16 protein-coding genes are annotated in these 18225 nt (G+C 67.9%); 13 read left to right on the top strand and 3 right to left on the bottom strand.

The features are described 5' to 3' along the window. Positions 1-18 precede the first annotated feature (18 nt). Genes ACTU6U_RS08280 through ACTU6U_RS08270 form a run of 3 tightly spaced genes read left to right on the top strand, consistent with a single transcriptional unit; the run spans position 19 to position 4470 of the window. Positions 19-1227: an acetyl-CoA C-acetyltransferase gene (locus tag ACTU6U_RS08280; protein ID WP_443468650.1), complete on the top strand. Its 1209-nt coding sequence runs from the start codon at positions 19-21 to the stop codon at positions 1225-1227. Positions 1228-1249: 22 nt separating this feature from the next. Continuing rightward, positions 1250-3481 (top strand): 3-hydroxyacyl-CoA dehydrogenase NAD-binding domain-containing protein, encoded by a 2232-nt coding sequence (locus tag ACTU6U_RS08275; RefSeq protein WP_443468649.1) that lies wholly within the window; start codon positions 1250-1252, stop codon positions 3479-3481. Then, positions 3478-4470 carry an NAD(P)H-dependent flavin oxidoreductase gene (locus tag ACTU6U_RS08270; protein WP_443468648.1) on the top strand — a complete coding sequence of 331 codons (993 nt, stop codon included), beginning with the start codon at positions 3478-3480 and terminating at the stop codon, positions 4468-4470. Before ACTU6U_RS08275 ends, ACTU6U_RS08270 begins: the two co-directional genes overlap by 4 nt. A gap of 48 nt (positions 4471-4518) precedes the next feature. Here ACTU6U_RS08270 and ACTU6U_RS08265 read toward each other — a convergent pair whose 3' ends face one another. Next, the gene (locus ACTU6U_RS08265) at positions 4519-5124 is read right to left on the bottom strand and encodes a TetR/AcrR family transcriptional regulator (protein ID WP_443468647.1); all 606 of its coding nucleotides are present in this window, start codon (positions 5122-5124) and stop codon (positions 4519-4521) included. 115 nt (positions 5125-5239) lie between these two features. On the opposite strand from ACTU6U_RS08265, the gene ACTU6U_RS08260 reads away from it, so the two are divergent. Further along, positions 5240-6730 (top strand): aldehyde dehydrogenase family protein, encoded by a 1491-nt coding sequence (locus ACTU6U_RS08260; protein WP_443468646.1) that lies wholly within the window; start codon positions 5240-5242, stop codon positions 6728-6730. Between the two features lie 115 nt (positions 6731-6845). On the opposite strand, the gene ACTU6U_RS08255 is transcribed toward ACTU6U_RS08260, so the two are convergent. Beyond that, positions 6846-8057: a TetR/AcrR family transcriptional regulator gene (locus ACTU6U_RS08255; RefSeq protein WP_443468645.1), complete on the bottom strand. Its 1212-nt coding sequence runs from the start codon at positions 8055-8057 to the stop codon at positions 6846-6848. Between the two features lie 186 nt (positions 8058-8243). Between ACTU6U_RS08255 and ACTU6U_RS08250 the strand changes: the two genes are divergently transcribed. From ACTU6U_RS08250 to ACTU6U_RS08210, 9 genes are all read left to right on the top strand, one after another. Beyond that, entirely contained in the window at positions 8244-9836 is a 1593-nt protein-coding gene (locus ACTU6U_RS08250) for a long-chain-fatty-acid--CoA ligase (RefSeq protein WP_443468644.1), read from the top strand. A 3-nt stretch (positions 9837-9839) separates the two neighbouring features. After that, a complete protein-coding gene (locus ACTU6U_RS08245; RefSeq protein WP_443468643.1) occupies positions 9840-11429 on the top strand; it encodes an alcohol dehydrogenase catalytic domain-containing protein in 1590 nt (529 codons plus the stop codon). Between the two features lie 32 nt (positions 11430-11461). Beyond that, a complete protein-coding gene (locus ACTU6U_RS08240) occupies positions 11462-12754 on the top strand; it encodes an ABC transporter substrate-binding protein (protein ID WP_443468642.1) in 1293 nt (430 codons plus the stop codon). 58 nt (positions 12755-12812) lie between these two features. Further along, positions 12813-13580, top strand: a complete 768-nt coding sequence (locus ACTU6U_RS08235) for an ABC transporter ATP-binding protein (RefSeq protein WP_443468641.1) — start codon at positions 12813-12815, stop codon at positions 13578-13580. Further along, positions 13577-14284, top strand: coding sequence for an ABC transporter ATP-binding protein (locus ACTU6U_RS08230; protein ID WP_443468640.1), 708 nt, complete (start codon positions 13577-13579; stop codon positions 14282-14284). The genes ACTU6U_RS08235 and ACTU6U_RS08230 overlap by 4 nt, the downstream gene beginning before the upstream one ends. A 1-nt stretch (position 14285) precedes the next feature. Next, the gene (locus tag ACTU6U_RS08225; protein WP_443468639.1) at positions 14286-15164 is read left to right on the top strand and encodes a branched-chain amino acid ABC transporter permease; all 879 of its coding nucleotides are present in this window, start codon (positions 14286-14288) and stop codon (positions 15162-15164) included. Next, positions 15161-16213 carry a branched-chain amino acid ABC transporter permease gene (locus ACTU6U_RS08220; RefSeq protein WP_443468638.1) on the top strand — a complete coding sequence of 351 codons (1053 nt, stop codon included), beginning with the start codon at positions 15161-15163 and terminating at the stop codon, positions 16211-16213. The genes ACTU6U_RS08225 and ACTU6U_RS08220 overlap by 4 nt, the downstream gene beginning before the upstream one ends. A 133-nt stretch (positions 16214-16346) precedes the next feature. Continuing rightward, a complete protein-coding gene (locus ACTU6U_RS08215; RefSeq protein ID WP_443468637.1) occupies positions 16347-16559 on the top strand; it encodes a hypothetical protein in 213 nt (70 codons plus the stop codon). Between the two features lie 90 nt (positions 16560-16649). Then, positions 16650-17228, top strand: a complete 579-nt coding sequence (locus ACTU6U_RS08210; protein ID WP_443468636.1) for an antibiotic biosynthesis monooxygenase — start codon at positions 16650-16652, stop codon at positions 17226-17228. Positions 17229-17279: 51 nt separating this feature from the next. Here the strand turns inward: ACTU6U_RS08210 and ACTU6U_RS08205 are convergent, their stop codons facing one another. Next, on the bottom strand, positions 17280-18203 hold the full coding sequence (locus ACTU6U_RS08205; RefSeq protein WP_443468635.1) for an aldose 1-epimerase family protein: 924 nt from the start codon (positions 18201-18203) through the stop codon (positions 17280-17282). Between the last annotated feature and the right edge of the window lie 22 nt (positions 18204-18225).

Raw genomic sequence — 18225 nt, 5'->3', positions numbered from 1 at the left:
AGGAGCAGGAGAAGGAACATGACAGACGCGTACATCTACGACGCCGTGCGCACGCCCCGTGGCAAGAACCGCGGCGGCGCCTTGCACGGCACCAAGCCTGTCGACCTCGTCGTCACGCTGATCGACGCGATCCGCGACCGCAACCCGGAGTTCGACACGAGCAGGGTCGACGACATCGTGCTCGGCGTCGTCTCTCCGGTCGGCGAGCAGGGCGGCGACATCGCCCGCACCGCCGCACTCGTGGCGGAGCTGCCCGAGACCGTCGCCGGCGTGCAGATCAATCGGTTCTGCGCCTCAGGCCTGGAGGCCGTGAACCTCGCAGCCCAGAAGGTCGCCTCAGGATACGAGGACCTCGTGCTCGCCGGCGGCGTCGAGTCGATGTCGCGGGTGCCGATCGGATCGGACGGCGGCGCCTACGCGCAGGATCCGACCACCGCCTACGACAACTACTTCGTGCCGCAGGGCATCGGCGCCGACCTCATCGCCACGATCGAGGGCTTCAGCCGCGAGGACGTCGATGCCTTCGCCGCCCGCTCGCAGCAGCGCGCCGAGACCGCGTGGCAGGAGGGGCGCTTTGACAAGTCGATCGTGCCGGTGAAGGACTTCAACGGTGTCGTGCTGCTCGACACCGACGAGCACCGCCGTCCGGAGTCGACCGTCGAATCGCTCGGAAAGCTGCCCGCGAGCTTCGCCACTGCCGGCGTGCAGGCCGGCTTCGACGCCGTGGCCCTGCAGAAGTACCACGCCGTCGAGCGTATCGAGCACGTGCACGGCCCCGGCAACTCGTCGGGGATCGTGGATGGCGCGGCTCTCATGCTCATCGGATCGGGTGAGGCCGGAGAAGCCGCAGGGCTGAAGCCCCGCGCCCGCATCGTCGCCACGGCCGTCATCGGCTCCGAGCCGACCATCATGCTCACCGGCCCCACCCCGGTGACACAGAAGGCCCTGGACCGCGCCGGACTGACGGTGGACGACATCGACCTGTTCGAGCTGAACGAGGCATTCGCGGCCGTCGTCATGAAATGGCAGAAGGATCTCGGCATCCCGGACGACAAGGTCAACGTCAACGGCGGCGCCATCGCGCTCGGCCACCCCCTGGGCGCCACCGGCGCGATGATCCTCGGCACCCTGCTCGACGAGCTCGAGCGACGGGACCTCAAGCGCGGCCTCGCCACGCTCTGCGTCGGCGCCGGCATGGGAATCGCCACCATCATCGAGCGGGTCTGAGACGAAAGGTCTGAGAAGAATCATGAGCATTGCAGAGAACGTCGCAGAAACCACTGACGTCTACACCGGCTACGCCTGGGATCTGGATACCGACAGCATCGTCACCGTCACGATGGATGACCCGAACGCCGCGGTCAACACCATGAACCCGCATTTCGTCGCATCCCTCGAGGCGACCGTCGGCCGGCTGGAGGCCGAACGCGAGAACATCGCCGGCGTCATCCTCGCCTCAGCGAAGAAGAGCTGGTTCGCCGGCGGAGACCTGAACCTGCTGCGCGCGGCGGATCCCGCGAAGGCAACGGAGGAGACCGCGCACATCGATCACGTGAAGGCGCTGCTGCGCCGGATCGAGCAACTGGGCAAGCCGGTCGTCGCCGCCCTCAACGGGACCGCGCTCGGCGGCGGCCTCGAGGTCGCCCTCGCCGCGCACCACCGCATCGCGGCGTCAGACGCCCACGGCGCCCAGTTCGGCCTCCCCGAGGTCTCGCTGGGCCTGCTTCCCGGCGGCGGCGGTGTGACCCGCACCGTGCGGATGCTGGGACTTCAGAAGGCCCTACAGGAGGTCATCCTCCCCGCCACCCGCTTCAGCGCCGATGGCGCTCTCGCCGTGGGGATCATCGACGAGGTCGCTCCGCTCGCGGAGCTGGACGCCCACGCCCGCGCCTGGATCGCCGCGAACCCCGCACCGGTCAAGCCCTGGGACGAGAAGGGCTTCCGCCTCCCGGGCGGCGCCCCGACCTCCCCGGGCGTCGCCGCGCTCCTCCCGGGGATGCCGGCCCTGCTGCGCAAGCAGCTCAAGGGCGCTCCGATGCCCGCGCCTCGCGCGGCGATGGCTGCGGCCGTCGAGGGCGCCTACGTCGACTTCGACACGGCATCCCGCGTCGAAACGCGGTACTTAGTGAGCCTTACCCACGGTCAGGTCGCGAAAAACATGATCAAGGCGTTCTTCTTCGACCTGCAGGAGATCAACTCCGGCGGCAGCCGCCCTTCGACAGGCGCAGGGAACGGAGAGGCGAACGGCGAGCCGTTCCCGAAGTTCACCGCCACGAAGGTGGGCGTCGTCGGCGCGGGCATGATGGGCGCCGGCATCGCCTACGTCTCGGCGAAGGCCGGGATCGAGGTCGTGCTCAAGGATGTTTCCGCCGAGGCCGCTGAGAAGGGCAAGGACTACTCGCGCCAGCTCGAGGAGAAGGCGCTCGCGCGCGGCAAGACCACGCCGGAGAAGTCCGAGGCACTGCTGGCGCGGATCCACCCGACCGGCGATGCCGCCGACTTCGACGGCGTCGACTTCGTCATCGAGGCGGTGTTCGAGTCGGTGCCGGTGAAGCAGGGCGTCTTCCAGGAGATCGAGGATGTGGTGAAGCCGGATGCTGTGCTCGGATCCAACACGTCGACGCTGCCGATCACCGAGCTCAGCGAGGGTGTGAAGCGGCGCGAAGACTTCATCGGCATCCACTTCTTCTCCCCCGTCGACAAGATGCCGCTCGTGGAGATCGTGCGCGGCGAGAACACCGGCGACGAGGTGCTCGCGAAGACGTTCGACTACGTGCAGCAGATCCGCAAGACGCCGATCGTCGTCAACGACTCCCGCGGATTCTTCACCTCGCGGGTCATCGGCAAGTTCATCGCCGAGGCGGTCGCCGCGGTCGGCGAGGGCGTGGAGCCGGCTTCCGTCGAGCAGGCGGCTCTCCAGGCCGGATACCCAGCGGGCGCCCTGCAGTTGTTGGACGAGCTGACGATCTCGCTGTCGCAGAAGATCCGGCAGGAGACCCGCGCGGCCGTCGAGGCCGAAGGCGGTGTATGGGTCGAGCACCCCTCCGAAGCGATCATGGACTGGATTGTCGACGAACAGAAGCGCCCGGGCCGCAGGGCCGGCGGCGGATTCTACGACTACTCCCCCGAGGGCAAGCGGGGCGGCATCTGGCCCGGTCTGCGCGAAAAGTACGACTCGGGGCGCACGGTGCTGCCGCTTGTGGATCTGCAGGAGCGGATGCTGTTCGCCGAAGCGCTTGACACCATCGACTGCCTTGACAACAACGTGCTCACCTCGGTCGCCGACGCCAACATCGGCTCGATCTACGGCATCGGCTTCCCCGCCTGGACCGGTGGTGTACTGCAGTACGTGAACCAGTACGAAGGCGGGCTGGCTGGCTTCGTCACCCGCGCCCGAGAACTGGCAGCCGCCTATGGCGAGCGCTTCGCACCGCCCGCGTCACTCATCGCCCGCGCGGAGTCCGGGGAGGAGTACCGATGAGCGAGACACGGACCGTGCCCAGCCTGCGCACCCCGTTCACCGAGGCGCTCGGCATCGAGCATCCGGTCGTCCAGGGCGGCATGATGTGGGTCGGCCGTGCCGAGCTCGCCGCGGCCGTCTCGGAGGCCGGCGGTCTCGGGATGATCACCGCGCTCACGCAGCCGACGCCGGCCGATCTCGTGAAGGAGATCGAGCGGGCACGCACGCTGACTGACAAGCCGTTCGGGGTGAATCTGACGATCCTGCCCTCGATCAACCCTCCGCCCTACGACGAGTACCGGCGAGCGATCATCGATGCGGGCATCACGATCGTGGAGACCGCGGGCTCCAGCCCCGAACCACACATGGACATCTTCAACACCGCAGGCGTCAAGGTCATCCACAAGTGCACCTCGGTGCGCCACGCTCTCAAGGCACAGGCGGTCGGCGTGGCCGCGGTCTCGATCGACGGCTTCGAGTGCGCCGGTCATCCGGGAGAGGACGACGTCCCCGGACTCGTACTGATCCCGGCTGCGGCCGATGCGCTGGAGATTCCGTTCATCGCCTCCGGCGGTTTCGCGGACGGACGCGGTCTCGCCGCCGCTCTCAGCCTCGGCGCACACGGTGTGAACATGGGCTCGCGCTTCATGAGCACGATCGAGTCCCCGATCGCGCAGGCCGTGAAGGAGCGGATCGTCGAGGCGTCAGAGCTCGACACGAACCTCATCTTCCGGAGCCTGCGCAACACCGCGCGGGTCGCGAAGAACGCCATCTCCGACGAGGTCGTGCAGATCCTCGCCGATGGCGGGCAGTTCCCCGACGTGCAGCCACTCGTCGCCGGCGCTCGCGGACGCAAGGTCTTCGAGGATGGAGACCTGGATGCCGGAATCTGGACTGTCGGTCAGGTCCAGGGCATCATCCGGGACATTCCGAGCGCGGGAGATGTGGTGCGTCGCACCGTCGCACAGGCACACCGGGTGCTCACCGAACGTCTGGCGATGTTCGGCTGACACTTCCGCCCGTCCGCATGGTGCTCGGCGCCCTGCGGACGGGTATTCTCACGGCTGGGCGAATGTCCCGAAGCGGACCATATCCTGCGTACTCCGGACGAGGTCGTCCAGCGATCGCGTCCGGGGGTTCCACCACTCCACCGCCCAGTTCATGGAACCGAGCAGCAGCAGCCGGAAGACATTGATGTCGAGTCCGTCGCGCAGCTCACCAGCATCCTGCGCGGCGAGGAAGAGCTCGCGCCAGTAGCGGCTGTACGCCCCCTCCTCCGCAGCCGGGCGCACGCGCAGATGCTCCGGAACCTGTCCGGCGTTGCGCACTGAAGCGGTCGTGTAGTCGGAGATCTGCAGCTCGTAGCGCAGGTGGGCGTCGACGCCAGCAAGGATGCGGTCGCACGCAGTAGCGTCATCAGGGAGCGCCTCGAGCGTCTCCTCGACGTGCACGCGCACACGGTGAGCCCCCGCCCACATGACCTCCTCGACGAGCTCGTCGCGTGAGGAGAAGTAGTAGTAGATCGCAGGCGCCTGGACGCCGGCCGCCTCGGCGACATCGGTGAGCCGCGTGCCGGCATAGCCTTTGCGGCTGAGCACCTGAGCTGCGGCATCCAGAATCCGCTGGCGGGTACGCGCCGACTTCGATGTCTGCTCCATCGTCATTCGATCATTCTAACCGTCATTCGAAAAGTGTCGCCGCCTCTTGCCCTGCGAACACAACGCCGCTAACGTGAATCTTGATTAACTTTTTCTCAATGAAGAGCAAGAGGTGCCCAACATGACCACCACCCGTGAAGAAACGTCCACCGGACTCGTCACCCGCGATCCGCGCGATGAGCGTGTGATCGCCGAGTACGCCCTCGAAGACGACACCCGCGTCGTCGAGCGCGTCCGCATCGCCCGCGAGGCCGCCGCCTGGTGGTCGCACCAGGGCTTCGACGGTCGCAAGCGCACACTGCTCGCTTGGAAGGGTGCGATCGCCCGCGGCGCCCAGGATCTCGCCGCGATCATCTCTCGCGAGACCGGCAAACCATCCGGCGACGCCCTGCTCGAGGTAATGCTCACGCTCAGCCACCTCGACTGGGCCGCCAAGAACGCCCACCGCGTACTCAAGCCGCGTCGAGTCAAGGCCGGAATCATCAACTACAACCAGAAGGCCACGCTGCGTTACGAACCGCACGGCGTCGTCGGCGTCATCGGCCCGTGGAACTACCCGCTCTACACACCGATGGGATCGATCTCGTACGCACTCGCCGCGGGAAACGCCATCGTGTTCAAGCCCAGCGAGCTCGCCCCGGGCACCGCTCGCTGGATCGAAGCCCGCTGGAACGAGGTCGCCGACCGCCCCGTGCTGCAAGTGACCACCGGCGATCGCACCACGGGCGCCGCACTCGTGCGCGCCGGCGTCGACAAGGTCGCCTTCACAGGATCCACGGCGAGCGCGAAGCGCGTCATGGCCGCATGCGCCGAGACGCTCACCCCATTGGTCGCGGAGTGCGGCGGCAAGGATGCCCTGATCGTCGCGGCAGATGCCGACCTCGACTCCGCCGCGGACTTCATCGTCTTCGGCGGCCTGGGCAACGCCGGCCAGACCTGCGTCGGCGTCGAGCGGGTCTACGCGGTGCGTTCGGTCCGTGACCCGCTGGTCGAGAAGGTCATCGAGCGCGCCAAGCGCCTGCGTCTGGACGGAGAGGACCCGTCCTACGGCCCACTCACCCTCGCCTCACAGTCCGCGATCATCGCCGATCACGTGGCGGATGCCGTCGCCAAGGGCGGCCGCGCGGTGCTCGGAGGTCCGGAGTCCGTCGGCGGTCGCCGCGTCGCCCCCATCGTCCTCGTCGACGTGCCGGAGGATTCTGATGCCGTGCGCTGCGAGACCTTCGGGCCGACGGTCGTGATCAACGCCGTCTCCGACCTCGATGAGGCCGTCACCCTCGCGAACGCGACGGAGTTCGGCCTCGGAGCCGCGGTCTTCACGAAGAGTGCGAAGACCGGCGAGGCCGTTGCCGCACGGCTGAAGTCCGGCGTCGTCACGATCAACTCCGTCCTCGGCTTCGCCGCGATCCCCGCGCTCCCCTTCGGCGGCGTGAAGGGCTCGGGCTTCGGTCGCATCCACGGCGCCGATGGCCTCCGCGAGTTCAGCGTGCCGAAGTCGGTCGCCCGCCAGACCGGTAAAGCGGCTCTCAACCTGCTGACGATGGAGCGCAGCGACCGCGACATGCACCTCGTGGCGAAGATGATCCCACTGCTGCACGGACGCAGCCGCTGAGCTTCGCGTTCACAACTCCTGAGGAATGGTCGCTCTCAGCACGTCGCGGTGCGAGATGGCGCGGCTCCATCGCGCAGGCGCAACGGAATCTCAGGAGTCGTGAACGTACGGGGGCTCAGCCGATCCCGAGCACGGTCTCCATGAACCCGGCGAGCCGTGCGGCGGCGGCCTCATCGCGCGCGGACAGCAGCGGCATCTCATCCGTGATGACACTGAAGCCCGCATGCACGAGCACCGCGGCCTCGCGGCCGCCGAGCTCCGGGCGGACGGCCTGCAGCAGCGCGGTCCAATCCGCGACGTGCGCGCGCTGCATGGCGCGTAGGCGGCGCTGATCCTCGGGTGCGAGGTTGCCGAGCTCGGAGAAGTAGATGCGCATCAGCGCGAGGTTGCGGAACGAGTGGTCGACATATGCCCGGCACAGCCGGCGCAGCGCCTCATCCGGTGCCACCGATGACTCGCGCACGCGTAGCACCGCGCGCTCGAGCGCCACGGCCGCACGGTCGCAGGCAGCCAGGAGGACGGCGGGCTTGCCATCGAAGTGCCGGTAGACGCCGGAGGGGGTGAGGGAGACCTCGGCGGCCAGATCCTCGATCGTGACCTCGTTATAGCCGCGTGCGGCGAACAGCCGGATCGCAGTGTCCACGAGCTGCTCGCGGCGCCCAGTGGGGGCATCCGACTCCTCGACGAAGTCGCCCCCGGCGGGAACGGATGAGGTGATCGCCGGGTCGATGTCGAGCATCCGCCAAGCCGCTTCCCTGAGCAGAGCCCGGAGGCTCCGCGCCGCGACGACCGTGCGGTGCGCGGTGATGCTGGCCACCACGCTGAGAGCTGCGAGCACGATCAGCCGGCGCTCGGCGTCGTCGACGTCGGGACGGTAGATACGGTGCGGCGCCTCGAAGCGCTCACGCAGCAGGCGGAACCGGCCGGTGAGCTGTTCCCGGTCCCCTCGTTCGAGGTAGCGCCCCTCCCAGCGATAGATGCCGCCGATCGCGCGCAGCTCGACAGTCGTAGCGATGATGTCGTCGAGCAGCTCATCCAGTGCAGCGCGCGCGTCGGTCGCGGTCTCCACCGGCTGCGCGGCGGCATCGTCCGTCGCCTCGATCAGCTGCTGCACGAGCGCGAAGGCGGTGCGCATGAACAGGGCGTACTTGTTCGGGAAGTGCCGGTACAGCGCCGGGGCCGAGATTCCGACGGCATCCGCGATGTCCTGCATCCCGACCGCGTGATAGCCGTTGCGCGCGAACGCGGACGCCGCCGCCTCCTGAATGTGGCGCTTGCGATCGCGCGGACGCGTGCGATTCGCGGGGAGGCCGGCGGATGAGGGCATGTCCCACAGCCTACCGGGGCGCCGCCGACCTCCTGATGTGATTACTCATTAACTTCTAGCGACGCGCGGATGTGAATGTCTATTAACAAAACGCGTGACAACCGGCGCGGACGATGGCATACTCATGGCAAGCCCCGCCGCGACGATGCGGTGAAGATACACAGACGTATGAAAGGGACCAGCCCGATGTCCGAGCAGAACGCCACCGCGATTCCCGCGGCGGTGCGCCGCAACCACTGGATGAACCAGGTCGCAACGCACGCCGAGATGAAGCCAGACGAGACCGCCTTCAAGTTCCTGGGCGAGGTGACCACCTGGCGCCAGGCCGCCGACCGGGTGGATTCCTTCGCCGCAGCCCTCGCCCGCCGCGGAGTCGGCTTCGGTGACCGCGTGCTGCTGCTGACTCTGAACCGTCCGGAGGTCGTGCTCTCCGTCTTCGCAATCAACCGTCTCGGCGCGATCGCTGTGCCGATCAACATCCGCCTGACCCCACCCGAGATCGCCTACATCGCGGATGATGCCGATGCCGACGTGCTGATCGTCGAGGCGCCACTGGCGCCGCTCGTCGGCGCTGTCGCCCAGGTCACGGACCGCATCAAGAAGGTCATCGTGATCGGCGGTCCTTCGACAGGCTCAGAGACCGGGGATGCTGAGTCCTGGGCTGACCTCGTCGCCGAGGACCCGGAGGGATTCGAGTACCCCGACGTCCCCGAAGACACCACGGCCCTGATCATGTACACCTCGGGTACGACCGGTCGCCCGAAGGGCGCGATGCTCGACCACGTCAACCTTTTCGCGCAGTCGCTCACCCTGTTGCGCGTGAACCAGGTCTTCGGCGAGGACGACATCGCGTTCATGACCGCTCCGCTGTTCCACATCGCGGGCCTCGGGTCGATCGCACCGAACTTCGTCATCGGCATCCCGACCGTCATCCACCCGCTCGGCGCGTTCAACCCGACGGAGCTGCTGGACGCCTGGGAGACGGAGAAGGCGACGATCGTCTTCAACGTCCCGCAGCAGTGGCAGGTTATCTGCGCCGACCCGTCCATCCCTGACCGCGATCTGCACCTGCGCATCATCAGCTGGGGTGCGGCCCCGGCGTCCGACACCCTGCTGAAGCAGATGTCCGACTGCTTCCCGAAGGCGACGAATGTCGCGGTGTTCGGCCAGACCGAGATGACGCCGATCACCTGTGCGCTCAGCGGCGAGGACTCGCTGCGCAAGCTCGGCAGCGTCGGCAAGCCCATCCCGACCATCCAGTACCGCGTCGTCGACGAAGACTTCAACGACGTCGCTCGCGGCGAGGTCGGCGAGATCCTCTACCGGGGCCCGAACCTCATGAAGGGATACTGGCGAAAGCCCGCCGAGACGGCTGAGGCATTCGAGCACGGTTGGTTCCACTCCGGAGACTTGGTCCGCCAAGACGAGGAGGGCTTCGTCTGGGTCGTCGACCGTAAGAAGGACATGATCATCTCGGGTGGCGAGAACATCTACTGCGCTGAGGTCGAGAATATCCTGGCAGGGCATCCGAAGATCCTCGAGGCCGCCGTGTACGGCCGCGCTGACGAGCGTTGGGGTGAGATCCCGGTTGCGGCCGTGGCGGTGCGTCCCGGTGAGGAGCTCAACCTCGACGAACTGCAGGGATGGCTCGGCGACAAGCTCGCGCGCTTCAAGCAGCCCAAGGCGCTCGTCACCGTCGACGCTCTGCCCCGCAACGCCGGCGGCAAGGTCAACAAGGTCGCGCTGCGCAGCGCCGACCGCGAAGAGGCTGTGATCTAGACAATGAATGCAGCTGTGGCCGCGCTCGTCCGGGAGCGCGGCGGACCCGTCGCGCTCTCGGAGGTCTCGGTGCGCGAGCCCGGCGCGGGCGAGATCCTCGTCCGCATCCATGCCTCCGGGGTGTGCCCGACCGACCTGTTCGGTATGTCCGGCGGTGCCGGCGATCGCTTCCCGGCCGTTTTCGGCCATGAGGGCGCAGGAACTGTCGAGCGCGTGGGTCCGACCGTCGAGAACCTGCGGGTCGGGGATCGGGTCGCGCTCAGCTTCGACGCCTGCGGCGGGTGCGCCCGGTGCGATGAGGGGCACCCTGCGTACTGCGAGCGCTTCGCGGAGCGCAACTACGACCCGCGGTCGGATGCCACGAGCAGCGACGAGTCCGTCACGACGGGCTGGATGGCGCAGTCGTCCTGGACGACCCTCGCCCTGGCCCGGGCATCGAACGCCGTGCGGATCCCGGACGACGTTCCGTGGGAGGTCGCCGCTCCCCTGGGCTGCGGCATCCTCACCGGTGCCGGCACCGTACTCAACGTGCTGCGCCCCGGCCCCACTGACTCTCTTCTCATCATCGGCGCCGGCACGACCGGACTCGCCGGCGTCATGGCCGCCGCCCACCGCGGCGTCGGGCGGATCATCGTCAGCGACCCTGATTCCGAGCGGCGGGCGCTCGCGCTCGAACTTGGCGCCACCGAGGCGTTCGCCCCCGACGGGCTCAACCCCCGTCGGCTCGGCGTCACGCACACGCTCGACACCGTCGGGCGCCAGGAGACGATCGATGCGGGTCTCGCGGCCCTCGCTCCGCTGGGCGTCTGCGCCACCGTGGCGCTGCACGCCGGATCCAACCGGGTCACCCTCTCGCAGTCGCAGCTGCTGTGGGGCCGGACCCTCACCGGCGTGATCGAGGGCGACGCGCAGATTCACCGCGACATCGCGCTGCTGATCGTCCTGTGGCGTGCGGGTCGTCTGCCTGTCGAGAAGCTCATCCGCCGCTATCGCTTCGACGAGATCGGCACCGCCATCGACGACGCCTGCGCCGGGCGCGCGATCAAGCCCGTGCTCATCATGGACGACGCGGATGCAGCCGCCGAGGTGCCGGTGGCGGCGGTGGAGCTCATCGAGCTCCTACGCGCGGGGCGCATGGGCGCCGAAGATCTCTCGCTGCTGTGGCGCTCGCTGCCCCCGGTGGCGCCGGACGAGCTACGCGGACTTTGGCGGGGTGTCGGCCTCAGCCCCGCCCATCGCACGCACCGGATGCTGCAGCGCACCGGCTGGTTCGGCAAACTGTTCCGCTCCGATGACGATGTCGTCCCGCTGGTCTGCGAAGGGTTCGACGGCGTCTTGTCTGCGAACGTCGCGCTCGCCCACGGCGGTGCGATGCTGCGAACAGTCGAGCACGACGGCATTCGCACCGCCGCCATGTCGTACGACGGGATGCCGGTCATCGACCTGTTCACCCGCATCTCCCCCGACGCCGTCCTCGGCGTCATGACTGGCCGAGGCGCCGCCGATGACGACGGCGCCCTGTACTTCTTCGCGCTCGAGAAGGTCGGCGACCGCGAAGTCCTCATCCCCGACCACATCCCACACAGCACCTGAATCACCAGCACCTGATCATTCGAGGAGGAATGATGTCCACACTGCGCAGCACCCGAAACCGCGCGCTACCGATCGCTCTCGTCGGCACCCTGGCCGCGGGCCTCATCCTGTCCGGATGCGCCGGACGAGGCGACGACGCCACCGCCGACACGGCCCCGGCCGACGGCGCAGCAGCCTGGGCCGCTTGCAGCCCCGGCTTCACCGACACCACGGTGACGATCGGCACCAGCATCCCGCTTTCCGGTCCCGCCGCCACCTACGGCGCCATCGCGCAGACGATGAAGGCCTACTTCGACGACATCAACGCCGCAGGCGGTCTCGAGTTCGCCGACGGCAACAAGCGTGAGGTGACGATCGAGATCATCGACGACGGCTACGACCCGGCGAAGACTGCGACGAACGTGCGCACTCTCGTTGAGCAGAGCGAGGTCTTCGCGCTCGCCGGCGTCCTCGGCACGGGCGCGGCCATCAGCGTCGCCCCGTACGTCGAGGAACAGGGCGTGCCGAACCTGTTCACCGGAACGGGGTCCGACGCGATCCTCACTCTCCACGAGGAGCAGCCCTCGCTGACCACCGGCTTCATGCCCCAGTACGGCTTCGAGGTGAAGGCGCTCTCGGAGTACCTCATCGAGAACTACCCGGGAGCGAAGGCAGCGATCCTCTATCAGAACGACGACTTCGGCGAGAGCATCCGGGCCGGCTTCGAGACCGCTTTCGAAGGCACCGACATCGAGATCGTGGCCGCAGAGCCCTACGAGCTCACCTCGGCGACCGTCGACAGCCAGGTCACGAACCTTGCAGCATCCGGTGCGGACGTGTTCTTGAACTGGGCCGTCGGCGCCTTCGCCACCCAGTCACTGAAGAAGAAGCTCGAACTCGGCTGGGATGCGACGACTGTGATCAACGCACCCGCCGCCGACGCGACCTTCTTCCTCAAACCCGCTGGCCCCGGAGCTGCCGATGGCGTCGTGTCGATCGCGTACACGAAGGACATCACCGATGCGTCGCTCGCCGGAGACGCCGGCTTCGATGCCTGGACAGAGTTCGCCGCCGCTCACCCCGATGAGGTCAACGCACTGTCCGCCCCGGCTGCTGCCGGTTACCAGACAGCGCAGCTGCTCGAGGCGGCACTCCTGGGCCTGGAGGACTGTACGCGAGAAGCGCTGCTCGAATCGGCATCCTCATTCGACGCCGTCGAACTCGACCTCTCGCCGGTAAGCATCACGACCACCGCGGACTACCCGTTCGCGTTCCGCGAGCTGGGCATCCAGATCTTCAACGGCGACAACTGGGATCTCACCGAGGACACTTACACGGTCGGCTAACGATGTCGGTGGGTCCCGAACGGGAACGGGGACCCACCGACTCCACCTGGGAGGTGACATGGACGCGCTGCTCGATGTGCGCGACGTCCGACTCTCGTTCGGCGGACTGCAGGCTCTGGATGGTCCGAGCTTCCAGGTTTCCGACGGCGAAGTCGTGGGACTGATCGGTCCCAACGGTGCTGGGAAGACCAGCCTGTTCAACTGCATCGGCGGGCTCTACCGCCCGCAGAGCGGCAGCATCAGAGTCGCGGGCACAGAGGTGACGCGCATGCCCCGGCACCGCATCAGCGGTTTGGGTGTGAGTCGCACCTTCCAGAATCTCGGGCTCCTGCCGTCGCAGACGGTCCGCGAGAACGTGCTCGCCGGCGGATACCACACCACTCGCGGGGGCTTCTGGGCAACTGGCCTCGCGCTCCCGCGCATCGCCGAAACCGAGCGAGCGCTGCGCGCCGGGGCCGATGCGCTGCTTGATGAGCTCGGGCTCTCCGCCGTCGCGGACCGGGTCGTCGCAGCATTGCCGTTCGGCACGCTCAAACGCGTCGAGCTCGCGAGGGCCCTGCTGAGCGCCCCGCGACTGCTGCTCATCGACGAACCGGCGAACGGTCTGATCCACAGCGAGGTACATGAACTGGGCGAGACGCTCCGGCGTCTGGCGACCGAGCGCGGCACGGCGATCCTGCTCGTCGAGCACCACATGGGCCTGGTGACCAGCGTCTGCGACCGGGTCGTGGTGCTGAACTTCGGCCGCCTCATCGCCGAAGGCGACCCGCAGACCGTTGCGCGTGACCCCGAGGTCGTCGCCGCCTATCTGGGGAGCGTCGCATGAGCCTGCTGAGCGTCGAGCTCGATGCAGCCGGGTACGGTCCGGTGACGATCCTCCGCGATATCCGCTTCGAGATCCCCGATGGCGGACGCCTCGTCATCCTGGGCGCGAACGGAGCTGGCAAGACGACCACCCTGCGCACACTCTCCGGGATGTGCCGGATGGAGGGATCGATCCGGTTCGACGGCCGCGAGCTCGCCGGTCTCCCCCCGTACCGCGTCGCCGCCGCAGGCATCGCGCATGTTCCGCAAGGGCGAGGGACCTTCGGCGACCTCACCGTGCGCGAGAACCTGTTGGCCGGCGCCACGATGCGCAGGGCCACGGATGCCGCGGCCGACGCCAACCGCTGGCTGGACAGGTTCCCTCGGCTCGGCGAGCGCAGCGCGAGGCCGGCATCCGGACTCAGCGGAGGCGAGCAGCAGCTGCTCGCGATCGCCCGCGCCTTCATGGCCGAGCCGCGACTGGTACTCCTCGACGAACCTTCGCTGGGGCTGGCACCCAAGATCACGACCGAGCTGTTCGCCACGCTCGACGAGCTGTCCCGCGAACGCGGCACGGCGCTGCTGGTGGTCGAGCAGAACGCCAAGCTCGCACTCGAGATCGCCGAGGAAGCCCTGGTGATCGAGAGTGGTGAGGTGACGCTGCGCGGCGCGGCATCCGATCTGCAGAACGACGACAACGTGCGCCGCGCGTATCTGGGAGTGTGAGATGTTTCTGCAGCAACTCGTCGACGGCATCGCCACCGGTGCGATCTACGGCACGCTCGCCCTGGCGATCGTGCTCGTCTACCGAGCATCGCGCACGCTGAACTTCGCGCAGGGCGAGATGGCCCTCCTCGGTGCCTACGTCTCCTGGCAGCTCACCGCCTGGGGGATGCCGATCTGGGTCGCGCTCATCATCTCGATGCTCGCTCTCGCCGCGTTCTCGGCAGGGATCGAGCGGGTGATGTTCCGTCCGCTGGTCAGACGACACCAGCACCTGGCTCTGATCATCGTCAGCCTCGGACTCATGATCGCGCTGAACGCGCTGATCGGCTGGGGCTGGACCTATCAAACCAAGGAGGTGCCAGCCCTGTTCGGGTCGGGTTCCTTCTCGATCGGTGCCGTCTCGCTGTCTCGTCAGGATGTCGGGATCGTCGTCTGCGTGAGCATCGCGGCGATCGCGCTGGCGCTGCTGCTCGGCCGCACCCGGGTCGGACTGCGGATGCGGGCGGCAGTGTCGGCGCCGGAATCCGCAGAGCTCAGCGGCATCTCCACCGGGCGCACCATGTCGATCGGCTGGGCCATCGCCGGCGCGGTCGGCGCACTGGCAGGCACGCTCATAGCGCCCGAACTGTTCCTGCATCCCGGGATGATGGCGCCGGTGCTCATCTACGCCTTCGCCGCAGCGACCCTCGGCGGTCTGGACTCGCCGCTCGGCGCCCTCCTCGGCGGGGTCACGGTCGGTGTGATCGAGAATCTGGCCGGAACATACATCCCCGTCATCGGCGCAGAGCTGAAGCAGGTCGTGGCGCTGCTGATCATCGTGGTCGTGCTGCTGGTGCGGCCACAGGGAATGTTCGGACGACGAGAGCTGGTGCGCGCATGAGCGTGGTGACCTCCCCCATCCGCAATCTGCTGGCCGCGAAGACGCAGCGCACCTCGGTCGGCGAGTGGCTGCGCCGCCCGCGCCCGCCGCTGAACCTGCCCCGTCCGCTACTGATCGTGCTGACGGCCCTGCTGCTCATCGCGCTCGCGATCGTGCCGCTGGTGAACCCGAGCTACATCAACCTCACCGTCACGCTCGTGATGATCTGGACAATCGTCGGGCTGGGGCTCAACCTGCTGGTCGGCTTCGGCGGACAGATCTCCCTCGGGCACTCGGCGTTCTTCGCGATCGGTGCGTATTCGGTGGCCGTCGCCGGCGAGGCGGGGTGGGCGCACCCGCTCACGCTCGTGATCGCTGGCGCCCTGCCCTTCACCGTCGGCTACATCATCGGCCTGCCGGCGCTGCGACTGAAAGGGCTGCAGCTGGGACTTGTGACGCTGGCGATGGCGATGGCGACGCCTGCGGCGATCCGCGCCTTCGAGCCGTTCACGCATGGCAGTCGCGGCATCGCGATCGATGGAGACGCGCCGGCCTGGATCCCTCTCGCGCACGATCAGTGGGTCTACTACCTCGCGCTCGTGATCGTCGCCGGCGCCTATCTCGTCACCCGTCGCCTCGGCCACGGACGACTCGGCCGCTCGTTCATCGCCGTGCGCGATGCCGAACTCGTCGCGGAGACCCTGGGCGTGGACGTGTGGCAGACCAAGACACGATTGTTCGCGGCATCCGCCGCCTTCGCCGGTGTCGCCGGCGGCCTATATGCGATGCTGCTGGAGTTCGTAGGTCCCGAGAATTTCGGGCTCACGATGTCGATCTCCTTCATCACGCTGATCGTCGTCGGCGGGCTCGCGACCGTGCCGGGCGCGGTGCTGGGGGCGATCTTCATCCAGTACGTGCCGACGTTCACCTCGAGCATCAGCCCTGCCGCGACCGGCGCCGCCTACGGCATCGTGCTGATCCTGTTCGCGTTCTTCATCCCGTTCGGACTCGTAGGTCTGCTGCGCGGCGCGCTTGCGTCGCTGGTGGATCGGCTGCCCGGTCGCCGGTAGCCACCTCCTCCCCTCCCCGTTCGAATCGCGCAAAGTGCGCCATTTCCGCCGAGATAAAGCACTGTGAGCGATTCGAACCGGGGCTGTGGACAACTCCGACGGCATCGACGGGAACTGTGGCACCGCGTGCACTATGGGACGACGTCAGCCACTTCCAGACGAGTTCGACGGCGCGTTCTCGGTGCGCATCGCGAAGGCCCGCGGCGTGGGCCGCGGGCGGTTGCGCGGCACCGATCTGGAGAGGCCCTTCCACGCTGCGGGCTGGACCGTCATCGAGGTGACCGCACCGCTGCTGAAGCGCCCTGCCGACCTGGCCCGTCGTGTTTCGGCGGCGCTCGGCCGTTGACGCGGCGTTCGACAAGTCGGAAACGGACGCGAAACATAGCCCACGTACACTCGGGGTCGCCACAAGCAACTTCTTCCCGAGGGGCCACCCATGTCCAGCGCACCCATCACCGTTTCGATCCGCCGCGAGGTCGATCCTGCACACATCTCCGAGGCGACGACCTGGGTGCAGACCGGAGTGAACCTCGCCCACAAGTACCCCGGTTTCCTCGGCTCAGGGTGGGTGCGCGCCGGCGACGATTCCCAGGTCTGGCACATGCTCTACCGCTTCGCCAGCACCGAGACGCTCGAGGCCTGGGAGCAGTCGCCCGAGCGGACGTGGTGGCTGTCGATGGGTCAGGGCTTCATCCGCAGTGAGCGTTCGAGACGCCGCACCGGGATCGAGGGCTGGTTCGACGAACCGCCGACCGGGTCGATCAATCTGCCGGATGCCACCACCGTCGAGAGCGTCTCGCCGGCGCCAGAACGGTGGAAGCAGGCTGTGACGATCTGGCTGGGTTTCTTCCCGGTCAATCTGCTGTTCAGCCTCGCGATGACGCCGGTACCCGGATGGGGCGAACTCCCCCTCTGGCTGCGCGTGCTCGTGACGACGCTCGTACTGACGCCGATCATGACCTACTGGGTCCTCCCCTGGGTCACGCGGGGTCTGCGCAGCTGGCTCGCCCGCTGAGCGCGGCGGCATTCAACAGGCGCTTGTCGAACGGGCGCGGCGAGGCAGCGGTCAGATCGCGGTGAACCGCCAGGATGCCGCAGCCTCGGCGCCGGGCTCCAGAACAACCAGGTCCACACCAGAATTGAAGGCATCGGGCGGGCAGGTCATCGGCTCGACGGCGAGGCCGATCCGATGATTCGCGGCATCCGCGGGAAGATCGGCCGTGTGCACCTGCACCCAGGGGCAGCTCTCATCCCAGCTCAGCGCCACCCCGCGCCCGTCCGCTGCCACGACGCGCACCTCGGCGGCACCATCGACGCGTGAGAGCTCGGTGAAGGCGTGGTCGATGAAAACGTCGCCGATCGCGCGCGCCTCGCGGAAGTCCCATTCCGGATGCTGCTCGACAGACTCCACCGCGACCGGGCTCAGCCGATCGGGGGTGACCGTGAGCACCTCGGATGCCGGAAGTGTGAGTGTCCAGGCGTCGACGCGCCCGTCACCTCCCACCAGGTACGGATGCGGTCCGGTGCCCCAGGGCGCAGCGTCCGCCCCGAGGTTTCGAGCGGTCACCGTCTGATTCAGACCGTCTGAACCGAGGCGGTACTCGACCTCGACCTCGACGCGGAACGGGTATCCGAGCTGCGGCTCGATCGTGGCCACGAGCGCAACCCGGTCGTCCTCGACGACGCGGTCGGCGAACTCGGTCCACGCCAGCAGTCCGTGCAGCGCGTGCCCGCGAGCAGGCTCTGTGAGCGCGAGCTGATGTTCTTCGCCGCCGAACGTGTACCGGCCGTCGACGACCCGGTTCGGCCACGGCGCGAGCGTCGCGCCTCGGTACGCGGGTCGCACCTCATCGGCGTCGAAGGGCACGACGAGGTCGCGGCCGTCGTGACGGAGCACTCGGAGAGACGCTCCGACGCTCGCGATGACCACCTCGTATCCGTGCGCTGAGATGCGTAGCTGACGACCGGATGCCGGGGAAGAATCGTTCATGTATTCGACGATAGCTGCCCCG

This window comes from Microbacterium zouquanmingi (genome assembly GCF_052266695.1).
Lineage (GTDB): Bacteria > Actinomycetota > Actinomycetes > Actinomycetales > Microbacteriaceae > Microbacterium.
The sequence above is the reverse complement of the archived record's forward strand: the minus strand, read 5'-3'. Positions and strand labels throughout refer to the sequence as shown.